The 21093-nt window shown below is 42.6% G+C and carries 20 protein-coding genes, 1 pseudogene and 1 other annotated feature; of the genes and pseudogenes, 18 read left to right on the top strand and 3 right to left on the bottom strand.

The genetic code is table 11. The features are described from left to right. Positions 1 to 252 precede the first annotated feature (252 nt). A complete protein-coding gene (locus EO124_RS00930) occupies positions 253 to 1161 on the top strand; it encodes a DUF2156 domain-containing protein (protein ID WP_127057922.1) in 909 nt (302 codons plus the stop codon). Between the two features lie 54 nt (positions 1162 to 1215). Continuing rightward, entirely contained in the window at positions 1216 to 2436 is a 1221-nt protein-coding gene (locus EO124_RS00925; RefSeq protein WP_127057921.1) for a GNAT family N-acetyltransferase, read from the top strand. Between the two features lie 146 nt (positions 2437 to 2582). Here the strand turns inward: EO124_RS00925 and EO124_RS00920 are convergent, their stop codons facing one another. Further along, on the bottom strand, positions 2583 to 3500 hold the full coding sequence (locus tag EO124_RS00920) for a helix-turn-helix transcriptional regulator (RefSeq protein ID WP_127057920.1): 918 nt from the start codon (positions 3498 to 3500) through the stop codon (positions 2583 to 2585). A gap of 202 nt (positions 3501 to 3702) precedes the next feature. On the opposite strand from EO124_RS00920, the gene EO124_RS00915 reads away from it, so the two are divergent. From EO124_RS00915 to EO124_RS00885, 7 genes are all read left to right on the top strand, one after another. After that, on the top strand, positions 3703 to 4929 hold the full coding sequence (locus EO124_RS00915; protein WP_127057919.1) for a Zn-dependent hydrolase: 1227 nt from the start codon (positions 3703 to 3705) through the stop codon (positions 4927 to 4929). 84 nt (positions 4930 to 5013) lie between these two features. Continuing rightward, positions 5014 to 6183, top strand: a complete 1170-nt coding sequence (gene dpaL / locus EO124_RS00910; RefSeq protein ID WP_127057918.1) for a diaminopropionate ammonia-lyase — start codon at positions 5014 to 5016, stop codon at positions 6181 to 6183. A 176-nt stretch (positions 6184 to 6359) separates the two neighbouring features. After that, positions 6360 to 7583: an L-cysteine desulfidase family protein gene (locus tag EO124_RS00905; protein ID WP_241230634.1), complete on the top strand. Its 1224-nt coding sequence runs from the start codon at positions 6360 to 6362 to the stop codon at positions 7581 to 7583. 75 nt (positions 7584 to 7658) lie between these two features. Beyond that, positions 7659 to 8417, top strand: coding sequence for an SDR family NAD(P)-dependent oxidoreductase (locus EO124_RS00900; protein ID WP_127057916.1), 759 nt, complete (start codon positions 7659 to 7661; stop codon positions 8415 to 8417). A 141-nt stretch (positions 8418 to 8558) separates the two neighbouring features. Then, positions 8559 to 8969: a DUF805 domain-containing protein gene (locus EO124_RS00895; RefSeq protein WP_021840155.1), complete on the top strand. Its 411-nt coding sequence runs from the start codon at positions 8559 to 8561 to the stop codon at positions 8967 to 8969. 281 nt (positions 8970 to 9250) lie between these two features. Next, entirely contained in the window at positions 9251 to 9499 is a 249-nt protein-coding gene (locus EO124_RS00890) for a hypothetical protein (protein WP_127057915.1), read from the top strand. 332 nt (positions 9500 to 9831) lie between these two features. Next, a complete protein-coding gene (locus EO124_RS00885) occupies positions 9832 to 10395 on the top strand; it encodes a DUF805 domain-containing protein (protein WP_127057914.1) in 564 nt (187 codons plus the stop codon). A 187-nt stretch (positions 10396 to 10582) separates the two neighbouring features. Here EO124_RS00885 and EO124_RS10150 read toward each other — a convergent pair whose 3' ends face one another. Beyond that, positions 10583 to 10750 carry a hypothetical protein gene (locus tag EO124_RS10150; RefSeq protein WP_164726520.1) on the bottom strand — a complete coding sequence of 56 codons (168 nt, stop codon included), beginning with the start codon at positions 10748 to 10750 and terminating at the stop codon, positions 10583 to 10585. A 311-nt stretch (positions 10751 to 11061) separates the two neighbouring features. Further along, positions 11062 to 11877: an ADP-ribosylglycohydrolase family protein gene (locus EO124_RS00880; RefSeq protein ID WP_127057913.1), complete on the bottom strand. Its 816-nt coding sequence runs from the start codon at positions 11875 to 11877 to the stop codon at positions 11062 to 11064. Between the two features lie 346 nt (positions 11878 to 12223). On the opposite strand from EO124_RS00880, the gene EO124_RS00875 reads away from it, so the two are divergent. The 9 genes and pseudogenes from EO124_RS00875 (at position 12224) to leuB (ending at position 20907) form a co-directional block, all read left to right on the top strand. After that, positions 12224 to 12811: a hypothetical protein gene (locus tag EO124_RS00875; RefSeq protein WP_127057912.1), complete on the top strand. Its 588-nt coding sequence runs from the start codon at positions 12224 to 12226 to the stop codon at positions 12809 to 12811. A 16-nt stretch (positions 12812 to 12827) separates the two neighbouring features. After that, a complete protein-coding gene (locus EO124_RS00870) occupies positions 12828 to 13457 on the top strand; it encodes a hypothetical protein (RefSeq protein ID WP_127057911.1) in 630 nt (209 codons plus the stop codon). Between the two features lie 15 nt (positions 13458 to 13472). Next, positions 13473 to 14633 (top strand): glycoside hydrolase family 3 N-terminal domain-containing protein, encoded by a 1161-nt coding sequence (locus EO124_RS00865; RefSeq protein WP_127057910.1) that lies wholly within the window; start codon positions 13473 to 13475, stop codon positions 14631 to 14633. 51 nt (positions 14634 to 14684) lie between these two features. Next, positions 14685 to 14747 (top strand): annotated as a pseudogene (locus EO124_RS10415) (zinc-ribbon domain-containing protein); the annotation flags it as partial. A gap of 30 nt (positions 14748 to 14777) precedes the next feature. Next, positions 14778 to 15419 (top strand): DUF805 domain-containing protein, encoded by a 642-nt coding sequence (locus tag EO124_RS00855; protein ID WP_127057909.1) that lies wholly within the window; start codon positions 14778 to 14780, stop codon positions 15417 to 15419. Between the two features lie 63 nt (positions 15420 to 15482). Further along, positions 15483 to 15684, top strand: a binding site (T-box leader). Positions 15685 to 16191: 507 nt separating this feature from the next. Continuing rightward, positions 16192 to 17808 carry a 2-isopropylmalate synthase gene (locus tag EO124_RS00850; RefSeq protein WP_127057908.1) on the top strand — a complete coding sequence of 539 codons (1617 nt, stop codon included), beginning with the start codon at positions 16192 to 16194 and terminating at the stop codon, positions 17806 to 17808. Between the two features lie 205 nt (positions 17809 to 18013). Next, a complete protein-coding gene (gene leuC / locus EO124_RS00845) occupies positions 18014 to 19273 on the top strand; it encodes a 3-isopropylmalate dehydratase large subunit (protein WP_127057907.1) in 1260 nt (419 codons plus the stop codon). 1 nt (position 19274) lies between these two features. Next, positions 19275 to 19769 (top strand): 3-isopropylmalate dehydratase small subunit, encoded by a 495-nt coding sequence (locus EO124_RS00840; protein WP_127057906.1) that lies wholly within the window; start codon positions 19275 to 19277, stop codon positions 19767 to 19769. A gap of 64 nt (positions 19770 to 19833) precedes the next feature. After that, a complete protein-coding gene (gene leuB / locus EO124_RS00835) occupies positions 19834 to 20907 on the top strand; it encodes a 3-isopropylmalate dehydrogenase (protein ID WP_127057905.1) in 1074 nt (357 codons plus the stop codon). Positions 20908 to 21093: the final 186 nt, after the last annotated feature.

Genomic DNA, 21093 nt, shown 5'->3' with positions numbered 1-21093 from the left:
GAAATATATAGATATAGTTGTATTTTACAAAGTTCAAATATGTAGTATAATTATAGAGTTCGCTGAATGGACTCAGCCCCTATCGGTACTCTAAAAGCAGTAGCGATTGGCCCTGAGGGCAGCGTTAATAAAATCCTATAAGATTAGGGTATTCAGGTTAGGGATATAGAACCTAAAAATTGCACAGCGTTATTAATAAATTAGAACGCTATAACCGTTTATTATTACTATTGTTCGTAGGAGGCGATTCCTATTTTAGAATTTAAAAGATTTGAATTAAAAGATAAGCCAATCATTGATGATTATTTTGCTATTCATCATTATGAAGCATCGGATAACTGTTTTACCACATTATTTATGTGGCAAGATGCTTACGGCATTCAATGGGCCGAAGAAGACGGCGTATTGTTCATCAAAGGGGGCGGTAAACGTGAACCGTTTATGTTGCCACCGTTTGCCGGTAAAGATGCAAAATTCGTAGACGGCCTTGATATGGCCAAAGAATGGTTCGAAGTGAATAACTTGCCGTTCCGTTTAAAAGGTGTCAATCCGATTATGATGGAGCGTATGAATACGCTTTGCCCTGATTGCTATGAATTTACGCCGGACCGTGACAATTTTGAGTACATTTATAAGACTCAGGATTTGATTACTTTGTCCGGTAAAAAATTGCGCCAGAAGAAGAATCACTTAAATCAGTTCCGCATGCAGTATACCAACTATGAGTACATGCCGCTTACTTCGGATATTTTTGCCGACTGTATCGCTACGGCTGAATCTTGGGTGGAACAGCATCACGAAGAAGGCATCGAAGATGAGTTGGAAGCCATTAAATTGTTGTTCACTCATTGGGATGAACTCGGTCTTGTAGGCGGTGCTATCAAGTTGTTCGGACGTATCGAAGCATTCACTATCGGTGAATACTTGAACGAACGTATGGCTTTGATTCATATTGAAAAAGCAAATCCTACTATCCGCGGTTTGTACCAGGCTATCAACAATGAATTCATTCGTCATGAGTTTGCCGATACGGAATTTGTAAACCGTGAAGAAGATATGGGCTTACCGGGCCTTCGTAAGGCTAAAGAATCGTATAATCCGGATCATTTTGCCGAAAAATATGATGCGGTATATGCCGATATTTGTCCTGTTAAGGAATAAAGTATTAGGGGAGTCCTGAGGACTCTCCTTTTTTGTATAAAAAGAGGTGTAAGTATGGAATTTAGAATTGCCAACGCCAATGATACGAAAGCTGTAGAAAACTTATGGGCCTATTGCTTTGAAACAAAGGAAGACCCGTTTTTCCAATATTATTTCAGTAAAGCGTACGAACCGGAACATACCATGGTAGGTTATGACGGAAATTTACTGACCAGTATGGTGCATTTGCGCCAGTATACCCTTAATGTGCGTGGGGCGCTCGTACCGGTGAGTTACATGGTAGGCGTAGCAACGGATCCGGTAGCCCGTCGCGGCGGTATCGGCGGTCAACTGTTAACGGCTTCTTTAGAAGAGTTAAAAAAACGCGGTCAAGGTATCACCATTTTGATGCCGTCCAAAGCGGCCTTTTACCAACAATACGGTTGGGAATTGTACGCTCATCAGTGGGTACAGACCTTGAGTCTTGAAGAATTGCGTCCGCTTACGGATAAAACACTCCATTTCGGTCTTTTACAATCGGAAGACGAATGGACTAAGCTAGCTCCTATCTATGAAGCTTATACAGAGGGGTTATCCGGCTATGCTGTGCGTGGTGAAAAAGAATGGCGTCGTTTATTGGGCAGCTTTTTTGCGGAAGGCGTGCGCGTAGCTTATGTACAGACCGAAGACGGCCAAATTGAAGGCTATGCGGTGTATCGTTTGGGGGCGGAAGAAATTCCGGTCACCGAATTTGTGTATACCACTCGTCGTGGTCAAAAAGGGCTCTTAAACTATTTATATAATCATCGTTCGCAAGGTTCGAGCATCCGCTGGAACGAAGGCATACAGGACGAATCCTATATTTTCCATCCGAACGGTAAAGCCGGTCATACGACCATGCCTTACATGATGAGTCGTATTGTCGACGTGCCGACTGCTATGGCAACTGTGCCGGTTTATATTGACGCCCATTGGGCCAATCAGGCGGGCGTTGTTGACGGTAAGACCTATACCTTTACATTAGGTGTTAAAGATGCCATGGCAACCTGGAATGAAGGTACTTATGAGGTTACCATTCATGGTGACGGCCATGTGGATGCTGTTAAAACAGCGGATGAAGTTAAAGCTGATGTGCAGGTTGTAAGTGAAGTTGGGGCCTTAAGTCTTATCCTTATGGGCCGCATGACAGCTTCGGAACTGCTGTTTGAAGGCAAAGTATGCGGTGAAAAAGCGGTTATTGCTATGCTCAATCGTGTATATCCGAAACAAAAAACATACATCAATGAATGGTGGTAAAATTTAATATATAAGAAGGCCCTCATAAGGCTCAGACGCTTCTAATATTGGATGAGATACATCCGATTAGATAGCTGTTTTGAAACTTATGAGGGCTTTTTGTTTTGGGAATTTTTTTGAAATTTAACGGAACTCTGCAGATACGATTATTTTTCAATAGCATCGTCACCGATTGGTTTAGAATGAAAGGTTCTGTATTTGAGGGGCGACAGACCATAATTATGCCGGAAGAGTTCAATAAAATGACTTAACTGATTGAAACCGACTGCAAGTGAAATATCGGATACTGATTGCGACGTTTGTAATAGCAGATCTTTAGCTTGATTAAGACGATAATTGTTCAAATATTTAATAGGTGATGTACTGGCATATTTATTGAATAAGGCGGTACATCTATTTTTATTGGTAAAAGCCTGTTTAGCGATAGCTGTAACTGTCAGCTGTTCATGGAAATGGTTGTGAATGTATTCAATCATGGCATAGAACAGAGCTAGCTCTTTTTTGTTGACGGGCTTTGATTCATTCTTGGTAAGCGGATAGAGCTGTTCGATGATTTCCATAATAAAGTTAATAACCTCTAAATGATGAAATGGAGTATCGTCTAACTCTATAAAGGTCTCCAACTTCTTCAGTTGATTTGGTTGTAGAGGCAACATGGCATAGGCGAGTGACGGGTTTTGGGTAATGGGATTTATAAAATGAGTTTGGATATAGTCAATAAATAAGTTGTTGGTAAAGTTAAGACAGAGTGAATGTGTATCTTGGTCTATTGTTTTTGATGTATGTAGTTGGTGCGGATTTACAAATAATAATGTATTCGGTGTCAAATGAAAGGTTTTATTATTAACACGATATTCTAATGCTCCGGAAATCACCCAAGTGAGTTGGATTTCATCATGCCAGTGGATGGGTACCATATCGGACGTAGCATGGACGAATTCTTGGGTATACACCGATAAGGGTAAATCGTGTGCTAGATAAGGGAGGTTTTCACGAAGCTCACTGGTGAAACTCATGGCAAATGCTTGCCCTTTATTTTTTGATTGTGGATGAGATTCTATCATAACTAATCCTCCTTTGATGATATGTTTTGATTTAAATTATAAAGGAATATTCATTACAATACGACATAATAAGCATGATAAAAAGTACAAATTAGATAAAAATATGTTCGTATTCGATAGTAAGTAAATTACGATACCCTTATACTTAGGGCATAGATAAGAAGTTCTACGGCAGATGTCAGTAGGTATAGGAGGAACAATTATGTTAAAAATTAACGAACAACGATTGTTGGACCGAATCAACCAACTTGGGGAAATCGGTATTGATGAAAATGGCGTGCGTACCAGAGCGGCTGCTTCCGACACGGAAAAAGCAGGTCGAGATCAGGTAGTGGCATGGATGAAAGAAGCCGGTCTTCGTGTAGCAGTAGATTATATTGGTAATATTTTTGGGATTTGGGAGACTGAGGCCAATAAACATGAAGCACCGATTATGATGGGTTCTCATATTGATACGGTTATTAATGCAGGTAAATATGACGGTTGTTATGGTGTGTTAGCCGGTCTTGAAGTAATTCAAAGTTTACAGGAACAGCAGATTGTAACAAAATGTCCATTAGTTGTAGGAGCCTTTACCAATGAAGAAGGTATTCGTTACTCACCGGATATGATGGGCTCCCTTGTATATGCAGGAGGTCTTGATGTAAAAGAAGCCTTAGCTACTGTTGGTGTAGACGGCACGATTTTAGGAGAAGAATTAAAGCGTATCGGATATGAAGGGACAGAAGAACCGGGATTTATTAAACCTCGTGCGTATATTGAACTGCATATCGAGCAAGGTCCTATTTTAGATGTAGAAGGCATCTCTATCGGAGCAGTTGAAAATTTGCAAGGGATTTCTTGGCAACGAATTGAGATTAAAGGTGTAGCTAATCATGCAGGCACAACACCGACTAATATACGAGTTGATGCCGGTTTGGCTGCAGCCAAGGTAATTACTTTTATGCGTGAACGTTGCAATCAGTCAGGTGGTACTACAGTAGCGACAACGGGTACGATTGCTTTTGAACCAAATGCGATTAATGTAATCCCGTCAAAAGCTATTTTTACGGTTGATGTACGCAATCCTAATGAGGAACGCTTAATAGCGGAAGAACAGGCTTTAGCGGCATACCTAAAAGAATTGGAAGTGAGTGACAAGGTGCAAATCAATACAGAGCAATTAGTACGTTTCCAACCGGTACAATTTGATGAAACGATTGTAAATATGGTGGAACAAGTGGCTAATGAAATGAATTTATCGAATCGTCGTATTACTTCCGGTGCCGGTCAAGATGCACAGATGATGGCGCGTATTTGCCCGTCGGCTATGATTTTTGTACCAAGTGTGAACGGCATTAGTCATAATCCGAAAGAATATACTAAAGACGAGGACATTTTTGCCGGAGCCAATGTATTCATTAATGTAATTAAAAACTTGGCGCAGTAATCAGTCGCTTTTCTTGAAGAACAATAGGAAAAGTTTTGCGCAGAGTATAGTTAGTCTGTGAATGACATAAGTTAAGGAGGACCTATGATAGATATTGTTCCTATTCAAAAAGAGGCTATGCCTAGTGACTTTGATGCCTTATTTACCGTTGCAAAGGCGAAAGCAGTTAAGGAATTCCACGAGAGTTTACCGGGGTACAAGGCAACACCGTTACGAGAATTAAGTGCATTAGCTAAACATGTGGGATTAAAAAATTTATTTGTAAAAGATGAAAGCTATAGATTTGAGTTGAATGCTTTTAAAGGCCTTGGTGGCAGTTATGCGTTGGCCGAAGTGATTGCTACGAAATTAAATATCACGCCGGCTGAAGTGAAAAATGTAGAGCCAAACAGTTTTACTTTTGTAACGGCTACCGATGGTAATCATGGTCGTGGTATTGCTTGGGCGGCTAAAAATTTAAAACAGCAGGCTGTTGTATATATGCCGAAGGGTTTGGCAGTAGAGCGATTGGAAAATATTCGTAAACTTGGTGCTACGGCAGAGATTACCGAAATGAACTATGATGATACGGTTCGTTTTGCTAAATCACAAGGTGATGCTAACGGTTGGATTTTAGTGCAAGATACGGCGTGGCCAGGCTATGAGGAAATTCCGGGATGGATTATGCAAGGATATATGACGATGGCTCTTGAAGTAGTGCAAGCTTTGGATGAGACAGTACCTACCCATATTTTCTTACAGGCCGGTGTTGGTGCTATGGCCGGAGCTTTAACCGGATTTTTCAATCATTATTATGGTGATAAGAAACCAACCATAATTTATGTAGAGCCTGATAAGGCAGATTGTGTGTTCCGGACAGCTAAAGCCAATGATGGTACCCTACATGCCGTGACGGGAGATTTAGATTCTATTATGGCCGGTCTTTGTTGTGGTGAGGTGTGTACAGTAGGCTGGGAACAAATTCGTCAATTCGGCGATTACAGCGTGTCTTGTGATGATAAAGTAGCAGCCGATGGAATGCGTGTATTGGGGAATCCGTTATTCGATGATGAGCAAATTATTTCCGGTGAAAGCGGTGCTGTTACAACCGGACTCGTATACCGTCTTATGGTGGATGCGGATAAAGCACCTATGCGTTCAGAGCTTGGTTTAAATGAAGAGTCGGTTGTTCTTTGCATCAGTACCGAAGGCGATACAGATACAGTTAATTATCGACGCATTGTTTGGGACGGTGCTTGCGGCTTAATTAGGTAGAATTATTGGTAATAAGACACTTTGCAATTAATAAGTCGCAAAGTGTCTTGTTTTTTATTATAATGAAATTAGATTGAGATTTTTGATTATAAATAAGGTATAATAAAATTAGAAACGGAAATTTAAGCCGTTTGTATAAAAAAGCATGGAGGACTCTTATGAAAGATTTGTACTGTATGTTGGAGAGAGAGGTACTACCTGCTTTTGGTTGTACGGAGCCGATTGCGCTGGCCTTTGCGGCGGCGAAAGCGGTTGAAGTTTTGGGGGAATTTCCAAGCAGCTTGCACGCTGATTGCAGCGGCAACATCATTAAAAACGCGAAGAGCGTAACTATCCCGAATGCACAGGGGCGAACCGGTTTTTATTACAGCCTCATCTTGGGTGCCATTGTGGGCGATGCGTCTAAAGAACTGGAAGTATTGGAAGGTTTGACATCGGATGATGTGAAGCGGGCTGATGAATTATTTGAAAGTAATTTCTGTACCGTGTCGTTGGCGGAAGGTGTGGCCAATTTGTACATCGCCGTAACCGCTAAAACGGCGGATCACGAAGTGAAGGTAACGGTTCAACAGAAACATACGAATATTACGCACATCGAAAAAGACGGTGAAGTTATATTCGATATGCCGTTGGAACAGATTTTGGCGGAAGAAGTGCAGATGACATTTGACGACTGCTATGAATTCGCTGAACAAGCTGATTTTAAGCGGCTCAAAGAATTATTGCATCGTCAGTTTGAATATAATATGGCCATTGCCGAAGAAGGGATGAAAAACTCCTACGGCTCTAATATCGGGAAACTTATCATTGAAGATTCTGCGAGCATCGCAGATAAGGCGCGTGCTTATGCAGCAGCGGGTTCTGATGCGCGCATGGGCGGTTGCAGTATGCCGGTTATGATTAACTGCGGCAGCGGTAATCAGGGGATTACTTTAGCCGTGCCGATTTTCGTATACGCCGAAGAATATGATGTGCCGGAAGAACGTCGTTATCGTGCGTTGGCCTTGGCTAATGTGTTAGCCCTTTACATTAAACATGATATCGGTCGTTTGAGTGCGTATTGCGGTGTAGTAAGTGCCGCTTCCGCTACGGCGGCAGGTATCGCTTATTTGATGGCCGAGCTGAAAGAAGTGGTTTGGGAAACTTTATCTAATGCACTCGTTGGTACATCCGGCGTGGTTTGTGACGGTGCTAAAGCGTCATGTGCCATGAAGATCGGTATGTCATTGGGCAATGCGTTATTATCCTATCGCCAGGCGAAGTCGAATAACAGTTTTAAAAACGGTGACGGCATTGTAAAAGCGAATATCGATGAAACGGTGCAGACCGTGGGTCGCATCGCTCGTGATGGTATGCGCGAAACAGATATCGTGATTTTAGAGTCTATGATTGAAAAATAAGGTGCAATAAGTTTACAATAGACTTATAGGAAACATAGAATTCATATAAATTAGCCAAGAAAGAGAGTGACTACCATGAGCAAAACAGTATTAATCACAGGTGCTACTTCGGGAATCGGCCGTGCTACGGCGTTAGCTTTTGCCAAAGCGGGTTATGATCTTCTCGTGTGTGCTCGTCGTTTGGAAGTATTGGAAAACATGAAGGCCGAGTTCGAACCGGAATACGGCATTAAGGTAACGCCGTTTGCCCTCGATGTGACGGATCGCAAGGCGGTTACGGAAACATTACCGGCTGTTATTGAAAAAGCGGGCGGTGTGGATATTCTCGTAAATAATGCGGGTCTGGCGCAAGGGCTTGATGCGTTCCAAGAAAGCGATATGGACGATATTGAACTCATGATTAATACGAACGTAAAAGGTTTGCTCTATGTATCACGTACCGTGTTGCCGTTCATGCTGGCTAAAAATGCCGGTCATATTGTTAACTTAGGTTCAACCGCCGGTATTTATGCGTATGCTAAAGGCGCTGTATATTGCGCCACGAAAGCAGCGGTAAAAACTTTGAGTGACGGCATTCGCATCGATACGATTGAATCGGATATTAAGGTTACAACGATTCAGCCGGGGATTGTGGAAACACCGTTCAGTGAAGTTCGTTTCCACGGTGATAAGGAAAAAGCGGCTGCCGTTTATGCCGGCGTGGAAGCGTTGCAGGCAGAAGATATTGCGGACATTATCGTATTTGCCACTACGCAGCCAAAACGCGTTCAGATCTCTGACATTACTATCATGGCCAATCAGCAGGCCACCGGTTTTATGATTGCAAAGAAATAAGTGAATGATAATTGCCTGCGGTGCGGTTACAGCATTGCAGGCAATTGGTGGTTATATATCTTTTTCCGGCGGGCTAGTTATATTAGCATGTCGGTTACTTATGAGTTTGAATTTAAGATTGTAGTTAAAAGAGGAGTTCCTATGAATAGTGAAAACTGGGTCGGTTCCTTACCGGTTTGGGATAATTTTAAAATGTGTATGACTGAAAAATATTTGAAATTTGAAGGTCGTGCGACTCGTGGCGAGTATTGGAAATTTGTGCTCATTCAATTCGTTATTATAATTGTGTTGGAATTCTTAATCAGTATTTTCAGTATTGGTTCGACCTTCGAAGATATTTTGACCTTGGTAGTCACCTTACCGTTCATTTTGCCTTCGTTAGCGGTGCAGACCCGTCGGCTTCATGACTTGAACCGTAGTGCGTGGTGGCTTTTACTCCACTTCGTGCCCTATGCCGGTTCTTTTGTTTTGTTTATTTTCTCCGTCATGAAGGGGAATCCAGTCCCTAATAAATACGGCCCCGTACCGGATTACAGCTATTACAGGGGCTAATGGAGCTTGAATATTAATGCTGTTTCAAGCTCTGAGTCCCAAAGCAAGGATTCAAACCGGGACTTGGAGTTTTACTATAGTAATTATTTTAAGCAGTAACGGAATGGGGGAATGCACCGGCAGCGTCTGGGAATGGCTTAACCACTTATTACGGGCGGTGGGCAACATTTGATTGATACTATATTTTACGTTTGAATTGTACGATTAAAAACTTAACATTGTGCCGATTTTAAATTTTTAAGTATATCAGTTGGTTATTTTACCGTGCCAGGGGGAAACTTATGAAAATAATTACGGTCAATAAGATTATGTGCAGTCATTATGTAGATGAAATCGAAGCTATTAAAAGGCACCCGTTCATAGTAACCGGGCGAGCTAAGGTAGCAGTTGACCAAGGTCGTGTATTGTTAGGACAAAATTCGGCGAAATGTGAAACAGTCAATCATGTTATTCATGACGAAATAAAGGCGCTCACTCGAGGGATAAATGATAAAATTCCCGACCATTATCCGGGTGTTCACCCAACGTAAACGTTAAGATGTTTTGGTTAAATATTTATGATAATTTGGTGCGATACCGGTTTTCATAATTTGTATTTGATAAAGATTAATAATTAGTGTAGAATGTTCATGTATATCGTTTTATTGAACAGTCATGGGCTTTAATGAGGCAGTCTTTTCAAAATATATTGAAAAGCTGCTATTATAGCTTATGGCTGTTTTTTTGTATACAAAGATGATTGATAAAATATGTTAGAATATATTTATAGATATAATTATTCGATAGATGATAAGATGAGGGTTTAAATTGATTGTCGAATTAGGTATACTATTAAAAATATCAAATAGATTGGAGGAACATTATGTATTGTAGTCATTGTGGTAAAGAATTACCGCCGGAAGCCAGGTTTTGTCCTAATTGCGGACAAATGCGCATTGCGTCCACCGTACCGGTAGTGGCAAATCATCAGAAGAGTTCGCTGGAATTCACTGAAAATATAAAATTATGCCTTATTGAAAAGTACTGTACCATTGAAGGCCGTGCTACCCGCGGTGAGTACTGGAAGTTTATGTTATTCGTAGGGCTATTAATCCTTGTAGTTGAATTTCCATTGATATTTATTACCGGAATGTTTATGAATGTAGCTGATTCCAATGTGCCGTTCTTCTTTTTATTTTTTATCAGCGTAGCCGGTTGGCTAGCCTTATTACCACCTATTATTACCTGTGAAATACGTCGTTATCATGATACCGGTTTTAGCGGTTGGTGGTATTTCTTACACCTTATTCCGGGCGGTAGTTTGATTCTCTTAGTTTTTACACTCTTGCCAAGTCAGATGTATGAAAATGAGTATGGACCGTTACCGGATTATACGGATCATGTAAGTAAAAAGTGGTTCAACAATAAGAAAATTTCAGACATATAGGACATTTTGAGTTGGTTTTTAGGCCGATAAGATTAGGCCTATAGGACATTTTGAGTTGGTTTTTAGACCGATGAGACTAGTATTTATCTAGTCTTATCGGTCTTTTAAAATAAACGCAAAAAAGCGATGGACCGGGGTCCATCGCTTTTGGTTAGGATTATGTTTTATGCGGTATGTGGTATCAGTATTACTCTTCCGAACGTTTGGAAGTGATAGAGCGGTAGAGGTAATAAACGAAGCCGCAAAGTAAGAGAATGGAAACTACCATAAAGCCTACTTTGAAGGCGAATATCATCATTTTAAAGGAAATATACATAAATAAACCGGCTAACAATAACATAATTAAAGATTTCATATTACAAGTCTCCCTACTTTTTAAATTTCATTTTAAATAATTGCAAAACAGAAGCAAAGCATCGATTTCTAATGTATTATGATGCGATCGATTAAATTGGCTTGATTATTGCGCTATTTATAAGCACATTGCTTGCTGTTCTTTTTAAATTATAGCAAATTTAAAAGTAAATCGCAAATTATCGATATGAAAATGATTGTATGTGGTGATTATGTTACCGGAATAATTAGGTTCCTATATTAAACGACCGCCAATATAAATAGTTTTGACGGTCGTTTTGGTTCTAAATAAAATTTGCTGTTCGGGTTATTCTATTTTTTGGGCTGTTTTGGAAAAATAAAGGTTTTTTCAAATTCACAGAACAGCTTTAAGAGTGGCGTATCTAAGTAGGACAAGGCGGTATCACCGATTTCTCGCGGAATACCGAAGAACGGTTCAGCGATAGAGCCGGCAATGGCTGCCAAAGTATCGCTGTCGCCACCGATGGAAATGGCATTGCGAATGGTATCTTCAAAGTCGTTTCCTTCAAGAAAGGCTACGACGGCCTGCGGTACCGTTCCTTTACAACTGCCCTGAAATGTGTAGGTAGGACGAATTCCGTCAATGGTAAAACTCAAATCGTAATAATTATCTTGGACAAATTTGCGAATATCTTCTTTCGAAGCACCGGTACGAGCTAAATAAATGGCACCGGCTGTAGCTTGCGCGCCGGCAATACCGTCTGGGTGGTTATGAGTGACAGCCGTTACGGTATGAGCTAAATTAAGGACTTCTTCTAGGCTGTCGCCGGCGTAGGCACAGCCGCTGACGCGCATGGCCGCACCGTTCCCAAAACTGTTGTATGGTTTTGGGTCTTTTTCATAGAGCCATTGGTAAAACATGCCGCCATAGTCGTAATTAGGACCATGGTAAGCTCGTCCCAGAATACGCATAGACATTACGGTTGTTTGAGCCAGCTTTTCAGGGGGTGCTGTAGCCGCCTTTAATAAAGCATTACCAATGGCTATGGTCATCACGGAATCATCGGTAGCATGACAAGGGGGTTTAAAAAGTTCAAATTCTTTAGACTTCAGATTGTCCCATTCAAAACGGGAGCCTACAACGTCGCCTACAATTGCACCTAACATAGTAATACGCCTCCTCATATCCAACACCTAATTCAATTAAAAAACGATGAATATTCAGGTTAAAAAACCATAAAATATCGTTAGGCCTATATTATACCACATGCTTTTTACGATAAATATAGAGGCTAAGTTCAATGAATTTTTTCAAGATATTTGAAATGTGATTATAAAATGAAGTCATTAAAATTTAAAAGAGGGAAATTTTCAATGTGTGTGGAACTCTTTACTTATAGAGTGTGTCTTAAAATTGTGAAATTGGGATTTTTTTAAAGCTTTAAGGGAATAGTCAATCGGTTTAGGGGAATAGTAAACAGGTTTTGGGGAACAGTCAATCGGGGAGGATGGCATGGATTATTGGGGTTTAATACGGCGAATTATTATCGGGGTTTTAATTATGGCGTCGGCGTCGATAATGGTTTCCACGAACAGTGTGGATAAAGTGTTTGAACAGGCCACCAGATGGGTTGGTTACTGGGAGCAGGGAAAGAAAGCATTAGGGTTAGAATCTGATACTAAAGAGGCCAATCCGGCCGTGGCTCCGTCGAGTGTTGCCGGTGAAGCCAAAGACACGTCAAAAGATGTGTTGAAGCTTAAGGAGCTGGAAAGTGGATTGACCACGTTTGTAAATTATCATTTGTTTCTTACGGAGCATAAGTATGCCCGAGCGTATCAACTGCTCTCCGATAATTACCAACAGAATGTGGCCGGTGATTATGAGGCATGGGCTGAAAGTTATAGTTCCACCAAAGGAATAGTAGTCAGTTCGATGGACTTGGTTTCGCAAACCGAGGATGTCATAATCATTCAATATATTTTACATAAGCTTATCGATGAAGGCGGGGGCACAGTGCGAAGGGAGTTTGCCGGCGAAGCGACGCTGCGCAAAGATGGTCCGGTTTGGTTAATCGATGAAATTAAAGAGAAATCGTTGTAAGGAGGAGGAGGTTAGCATGTATCAACGCAATGATAAGGGACAGATTATTGGTGCTTGTGTACTAGGGGTATTTTTATTCTTTGGTAATATGTATATGTCTTATGCCAATACGATGAGCGTATTGGAGGAAGCGGCTGATTATGCCGATGAAAGTTATCAGGAACGAAATCAGCAAATATTGAATACGACTGCAAAAGAAGTGACCACGTTAACCTCAAATGGTGTGTCCACAACGGCAACCGAAACGGTAACTAAAACTCAACCGGTAGTAAAACCTAAATCGTCCGATCCACGAACCTTAGCCGCTGATAGTGCAATGAACACCTTTAGAACATATCATCAGATGATTACCGATGGCGATATTTCTAAAGCCTATGATTTGTTATCTGAGCATTATAAGCGCGAAGGGGACAATTCTTTTTATGATTGGTCCATGGGGTATATCAAAACCAAGGAAAGTATAGTGGATTCCATGCGCGTTATTTCCCAAACAGATGACGCCATTGTGATTCAGTATACGTTGCATGCGGAAGACTATACAGGTAACAAGGGCGGCACGGTGATGAGCAAGTTTGCCGGCGAAGTGACGATGCGTAAACAAGGGTCGGGCTGGCTTATTGACGATATGTCGGCTCGTCAGATTTAGAAGTGAGGCGAATTAATGAAAGGCAAAAAAGGTCTTAAACGGCTTGGATTTTTAATGACTTTGCTCATGGCTTTAGTGTTTATGGCAGGTTGTGGTACTGATACGAAACCAGGGGCTAAGGAAGAAATTTGGCAAAAGACGGATTTAACGGCGGAGCAAAAGGTGGACTCTTTGGTGCAGGCCATGAGTGATGAAGAAAAAGTAGGACAGCTGATTTTATTCGGTATGCAGGGTACTCAGGTAAATGACGATGTGCGCTATATGCTGAGTGAATATAAAATGGGCGGTATTATTTTATTTGATCGCAATATGGAGTCAAAAGAGCAGGTTGCAGCTTTAATTCAAGATTTACAGAAATCTGCTCGCCAAAGTGAAAAAGCACCGCTCTTTGTAGCTATAGATCAGGAAGGCGGCTGGGTGGCACGCCTCAGCAGTGAACTCGTTAAAGTCCCGCCGGCCGAACAGTTGGGACAAGGAACACCGGAAGAAGCAGCGAAGCTGGCGTTAGCAAGCGGTAAAGAGCTAAAATTGTTAGGTTTTAATGTAAACTTTGCACCGGTTGCCGATTTGGGCCTTGCCGATGAACGCTCTTACGGCACTACCGCCGATGAAGTCATTCCGTTTGTTAAGGCGGTGGGCAATGCTTACCATGAAGCAGGTCTTATTTATTCGTTAAAGCATTTCCCCGGCATTGGACGGACGGTAACGGATTTACATAAAGAAGGCAATACAATTACCGCATCAGCTGATGAATTATGGGCCACCGATTTAAAGCCCTTTGAGACAATCATACAATCGGTAAATAACGAGAACTATATGGTCATGGTATCTCACGCGGTGTACAGTGGTCTCGATGATACGATGCCAGCCAGCTTGTCGAAGGTCATTATGCAAGATATTTTAAGACAAAAGCTGGGCTATACAGGTGTCATCATTACGGACGATATGGAAATGGGAGCCGTGGCCAATCATTACAGTTTTGGTGACATGAGTGTAAAAGCCATTAATGCCGGTGTCGATATCGTGCTTATCGGGCAGGAATATGACCATGCCATTGAAGGATATAATGGGATTTTAAAGGCCGTGCGCAGTGGTGATATAGCTAAGGAACGCTTAAATGATGCGGTGCGTCATGTGTTGTTATTAAAAATCAGTCATAATTTGGCTTGGCAATAGAGCGTAATTTATAGGGGATAAATAGAAACCAATAGGTAAAGGAGTGGAACTATATATTGTAGAAAGTGTGGAGCTAAACTTGGGGCAGACAGTCGCTTTTGTTCGAAGTGTGGAACCGCGGTCAGTGAAGTAGTCATACCGGACGTGAGTGAACCGGCGCAGCCGAAAAAGGAACAGCAAGGCGAACAATTCAAGAAGGATAGTCAATTCAGCCAGCCGGTTTATGTAGAGGAGCCGGTGGCAGATGATTCGTCAGATGGCAATCAGCAAAAAGAAGTTGAAGTTAACAATCAAGTGCCGGCGGCAAAGCCGCAGTCCTCTAATATGCACTATGCCAATTGGGAGAATGGTGAAGGCTATCCACCTAATTGGGTAGGTTCCTTATCTTTAATTGATAATTATATTATGTGTCTTAAGGATAAATACGCTGATTTCAAGGGACGGGCTACGCGTGGTGAATTCTGGCGTTTTGTGTTGGCCCAATGGGTAGTAGGATCGCTGTTAACGCTTATTTTTAGCATGATTTCGGATTTTGGCAGTATTATAAGCAGTGTAATCGGCCTGGCTTTTATCATACCTTCCATAGCCGTACAGGTACGCCGTTTTCATGATATCGGACGTACCGGCTGGTGGTATTTATTACTATTCGTACCGTTTGGATTCGTTGTGATATTGATTTTTGACATACAACAAAGTCAACCGTTTACTAATCAATACGGGCCGTTACCGGACTATTCCAACTATGAAAAATCAGAGTTTTCGAGCCGTTATTTTGGGAAACTATAAAACTCTTAAAAAAATCTCTTGACAAAGTATATATGTATGTGCGAAAATAGCAACAATCAAATGAAATATGCGATGAACAGGTATAAAGAACTATTTAGTTGCTTACAGAGAGTTGCCGGTCGGTGCGAGGCAATAGAACGGATAGTATCGAAACTCGCCTGCGAGCATTGCGGCTGAACCCAAGTAAGCCGTGACGGTAGTTCCGTTATAACTGCAAGAGAACCAACTAGGGTGGTACCGTGTTATAGTTTATGATGCCCCTGGAACACAGATTGTGATTCCGGGGGCTTTTTTGTTAGATGAAAAAATAAATGAAAATTTTACTTCAAGTCTAAATTTTAAATTTTCAGGTCTCAAGTCTTACTTCATCCGGCAAAAATCATAGCTGCTAATAGGCTACTATTAATGTATATAACGCCCCTGGACGTACAGTTTTACTGTGCATCCGGGGGCGTTTTTATATTATCCGAGTCAAGATTTTTTAAGAAGAATAGTTTAAAAAAATAATGGCGTGACGGTTCTTTTGAGAAAAAAGAGAGAGAATGCATTGTGGGTGAGAGCATGATGCACCGGGGGACTCATTTGAGCGAGAAGAGAGGAACCGGCCCTGTGGGTGAGAGCGCAGGGCTAAGCCGGTTCACTTAAGAAATGATGAGTCTTAGTATCGCGGGTGAGAGCGCTGTACTGATGAAATTTTGAGTAAACGAAGAGCGGCGCTAAACATATGGGCGCTAAGTTGAGAAATAAGAGAGCGAAAAGAGAGGGAATGTATATGACACAGGGGCAAACAACTAATCAAGTCAACGAAGTAAGAAACCAAGCAGTCAACCAGACAAGCAATAATGCAGTAAATCAAGACCGAGTATATTTTTTCGACACCACTTTGCGTGACGGTGAACAGAGCCCGGGCGTATCTTTACAGACGCCGGAGAAGATTGAAATTGCGCAGAACTTGGTGCGCTTAGGCATTGATGTCATTGAAGCGGGCTTTCCGGCTGCATCGCCGGGGGACTTTGAAGCGGTTAAAAAAATCGCCGATGAAGTAAAAGGCGCCACTATTTGCGGTTTAGCCAGAGCCAATAAAGCGGATATTGAGCGGACGGCGGAAGCTTTGAAAGGCGCTGAGCATAGCCGTTTGCATGTGTTTATTGCTACTAGCGATATTCACTTGGAATACAAATTGAAAAAAACGCGCGCTGAAGTCATTGAAATCGTGAAAGACTGCTTAGCCTTTGCAACCGGCAAGTTTGATGAAATCGAGTTTTCCGCCGAAGATGCATCACGTACCGACTTGGATTATTTATGTGAAGTCTTTGGTGTTGCCATTGAAGGGGGCGCTACCATCCTGAACGTGCCGGATACGGTGGGCTATATGACGCCGGATGAATTTGCTTATAAAATCCGATACATCAAAGAGCATGTAAAGGATATCGATAAAGCCATCATCAGCGTTCACTGTCACGATGATTTGGGCATGGCCAATGCTAACACTTTGGCAGCCATTCAAGCGGGAGCCCGTCAGGTGGAAGGCACCATTAACGGTCTTGGCGAACGCGCCGGTAATGTGGGGATTGAAGAAGTGGTAATGGCCTTAAAAACTCGCGCCGATATTTACGGCGTAACCACCGCCATCGATACAAAACAGTTCACCCGTGTCAGCAAGTTGGTCAGCAAATTGACGGGCATGGTGGTACCGCCGAATAAGGCGATTGTGGGGCGTAATGCTTTTGCCCATGAATCGGGTATTCATCAGCACGGCATGTTGAATAATCCGACCACCTATGAAATTATGACACCGGAAAGTGTGGGTGCAGAAAAAACGAGCATCGTCCTTGGCAAACATTCCGGACGCCATGCCTTTGAAAGTCATTTGGAAGGCATGGGCTTTAAGTTTGATACGACCAAAGTGAATGACTTATTCGCTAAATTCAAAGCCTTGGCGGATCGTAAAAAAGAGATTTTTGACGAAGACATTTTGGCTTTAGTTATCGACAATATCGACCATGTAAAAGCAGTGGAACTTGTCCATCATCACTATAAATCTAACGAACGAGGTTATGCGTACGCCGATGTACGATTGAAAACACCGCAAGGTATTCGCGAAGATGCGGCAGTCGGTGACGGTTCGGTAGATGCATCGTTAAAAGCGGCACAGCGTGTTATCGGTTTGCCGATTGAACTTAAGGATTATCAGGTACGTGCTGTAACGGAAGGGCAGGATGCGCTCGGCGAAGTGCAGGTAACGATTGAATATAAAGGTCGCCGATATAACGGTCGCGGCGTAAGTACCGATGTAATTTCATCTAGTGTGTTGGCCTATATCAACGCTGTAAATTATGTGTACTTGGCAGAAGAAATTGAGCAGGAAATAGCACAGGACATAGAATAAACATTATGCTACGAAGTTTTGAGAGAGCTTCATGGTGTATTACAGCTGATAGAGCCTAAGTCTGAGGCACAAGAGAATGTAGTTTAAGACATAAGAGAATGTAGTTTAAGACATAAGAGAATGTAGTTTAAGACATAAGAGAATGTATTTTAAGACATAAGAGAAAATAGTTTGAGAGCTTAAGAGAGTTGAGGAGGATTTCGTTATGGGGATGACGATGACTGAAAAGAACATGGCACGCCACGCCGGTGTGGCGTCTGTGAAAGCGGGCGATATTATTGAATGCAAGGTGGATGCGGTATTGATGAATGACATTACCTTCCCACCGGCCCTTAAAGAGTTTAGAAAAATCGGTAAACCCGTGTTTGACCGTGATCGTATTTATTTAGTGCCCGATCATTTTACGCCGAATAAGGACATCAAATCGGCGGAGCAGGCCAAAGTGATGCGTGATTTTGTAAAAGCCGAAAAAATTACCCATTATTTTGAAGTGGGCCGCATGGGTATCGAACATGTATTATTGCCGGAACAGGGTTTGGTAGCCCCCGGTGATATGATTATCGGGGCGGATTCACATACCTGCACTTATGGCGCGCTTGGCGCTTTTGCCACCGGCGTAGGCTCCACTGATGCGGGCGTAGCTATGGCCATGGGACAGACTTGGTTCAAAGTGCCGGAAGCCATTAAGGTAGAACTTACGGGCAAGCCGAATCGCTGGGTAACCGGTAAGGATATTGTGCTTGAACTTATCGGTCGCATCGGCGTAGATGGAGCACGTTATAAGGCTATTGAATTCACCGGTGACGGCGTAGCCTATTTGACCATGGCCGATCGCTTAACTATCTGTAATATGGCTATTGAAGCGGGCGGTAAATGTGGTGTATTCCCGTATGATGAAAGAACTGAAGCGTATGTAACCGGCCGGGTAAAACGTGATTTTACACCGGTTGCAGCGGACGAGGATGCCGTTTACAGTGAAACGGTAACCATTGATTTGGCCGCTTTGAAGCCGGTAGTAGCTTTCCCGCACTTACCGTCCAACACCCATTATGTGGACGACATTGCCAAAGACATCGCTATCGACCAGGTAATCATCGGGTCCTGTACGAACGGCCGTTATGAAGACTTAGCGGCGGCAGCAGCTATTTTTAAAGATCGTAAAGTAGCTGACTTCGTTCGTTGCATCGTTATTCCGGGCAGTCAGGCTGTGTATGATGAGGCTATTAAAACAGGTTTAGTAGATATTTTTGTAGATGCCGGTTGTGCGGTGAGCACACCGACTTGCGGGCCTTGCTTAGGTGGCTATATGGGCATTATGGCCGCCGGTGAACGTACTGTGTCCACGACAAATCGTAATTTCAGAGGCCGTATGGGGCATGTAGATAGTGAAGTGTATTTGGCCAGTCCGTATGTGGCGGCGGCCAGTGCCGTATTAGGACGCATTGCCGGTCCGGAGGAGGTATAATATGGATTTTCAAGGAAAAATTTGGCGCTACGGCGACAATGTAGATACAGATGTAATTATTCCAGCCCGCTATTTGGCGATTGCCGATATGCAGGAGCTCGCTACCCACGCCATGGAAGACATTGATACAACTTTCGCACCGAATGTGAAGCCCGGTGATATTATGGTAGCCGGCAAAAATTTCGGTTGTGGCTCATCCCGTGAGCATGCGCCGGCGGTTATAAAAGCAAACGGCGTGCCTTGTATTATTGCTCACAGTTTTGCCCGTATTTTTTTCCGCAATGCTATCAACATCGGTTTGCCGGTGATTGAGATTGGCGATGCTGTTGAAAAAATTCACGCCGACCATGAAGTGGGCGTAGATATGAGTACCGGCGAAGTGCATAATTTGACGACCGGTGAAGTGTATCAGGGCACTGCGTTACCGCCGTTTGTGCAGGCCATTGCCAAAGCAGGCGGGCTTGTGAATTTTGCCAAACAACGCAGCGAGGCTTAAGTAAACTTCACCATCTTTTTGCATTTTGGGTATTGAGATTTTGAGAAAAATAGAGGGAATATAAATGAGTCAAACAAAAACGGTTGTTGCCATCAACGGCGACGGAATCGGCCGTGAAATAGTGACGGCTGCTCGCCGTGTAGTTGATGCGGCTGTGACAAAGGATAATATAAAAATAGAATGGATTGAAAAAAAGGCCGGCGGTGAAGCCATTGATGCTTATGGCGAGCCGTTGCCGGCCGATACGATTAAAGCTTGTGAAACGGCGGATGCTGTTTTACTAGGGGCGGTTGGTGGCCCGCAGTGGGATGATGTTGCTCCATCTATTCGCCCTGAAAAAGCTATTCTCGGTCTTCGTAAAGCCTTAGGTCTTTTCTGTAATTTACGACCGGTTCGTATTTTTAAAGCGTTACAAGACTATTCACCGTTAAAACCGGAACTCGTGCAAAATGTAGATTTTGTCATTGTCCGTGAGTTGACCGGAGGCATTTATTTTGGTGAGCGTGAAGAGGCGGAAGGCGAAGGTCCCAATGAATTAGCCTGGGATAAGGAGACTTACCATCGCTATGAAGTTGAGCGCATTATGGATGTGGCGATTGAAACGGCGGCCAAACGTCGTGGTAAGATTACCAGTGTGGATAAAGCCAATGTATTGGCCTCGTCCCGCTTATGGCGTAAGATTGCCCAAGAGAAAGCGGCGGCTAATCTTGACATTGACATGGACTACTTGTATGTAGACAATACGGCCATGCAGCTCGTAGTCAATCCGGGCCAATTTGACGTTATCGTGACTACCAATTTATTCGGCGATATTTTAAGTGACGAAGGGGCCGTTGTGTCCGGCTCACTCGGTCTCTTACCATCCGCTTCTATCGGTACGGGGACTGCTCTGTATGAACCGATTCACGGATCGGCACCTGACATTGCCGGCCGAGGTATTGCCAATCCTTTGGGCACCATTTTGTCTGCCGCCATGATGTGTCGCTATTCGTTGAACGCGCCTAAAGCCGCTGATGCTATTGAAGCTGCCGTTGAAAAAGCCTTGGAAGGCGGTTATCGTACCGGTGATATCTATAAGGATGGTATGCAACGGGTCGATACAAACGGCATGACAGCAGCAGTTTTACAATATATTTAACTAACTTAGCTTATCTTATTTAAGCTGAATTAAATATAATTTTAAACCTTAACTTTCGATAGGGTAAAATATAATGTAGGCTGAGAGTAGCTGATTTGTCCTATAATTTGCTAAATTAAAAGGCGATAAATTCAGAAATTAACTGAACTTATCGCCTTTTTGAATTTTAATGCTAAATATTTACAT

It is taken from the genome of Veillonella ratti (genome assembly GCF_003992115.1).
In the GTDB taxonomy this organism is placed as follows: domain Bacteria; phylum Bacillota; class Negativicutes; order Veillonellales; family Veillonellaceae; genus Veillonella_A; species Veillonella_A ratti.
The sequence above is the reverse complement of the archived record's forward strand: the minus strand, read 5'-3'. Positions and strand labels throughout refer to the sequence as shown.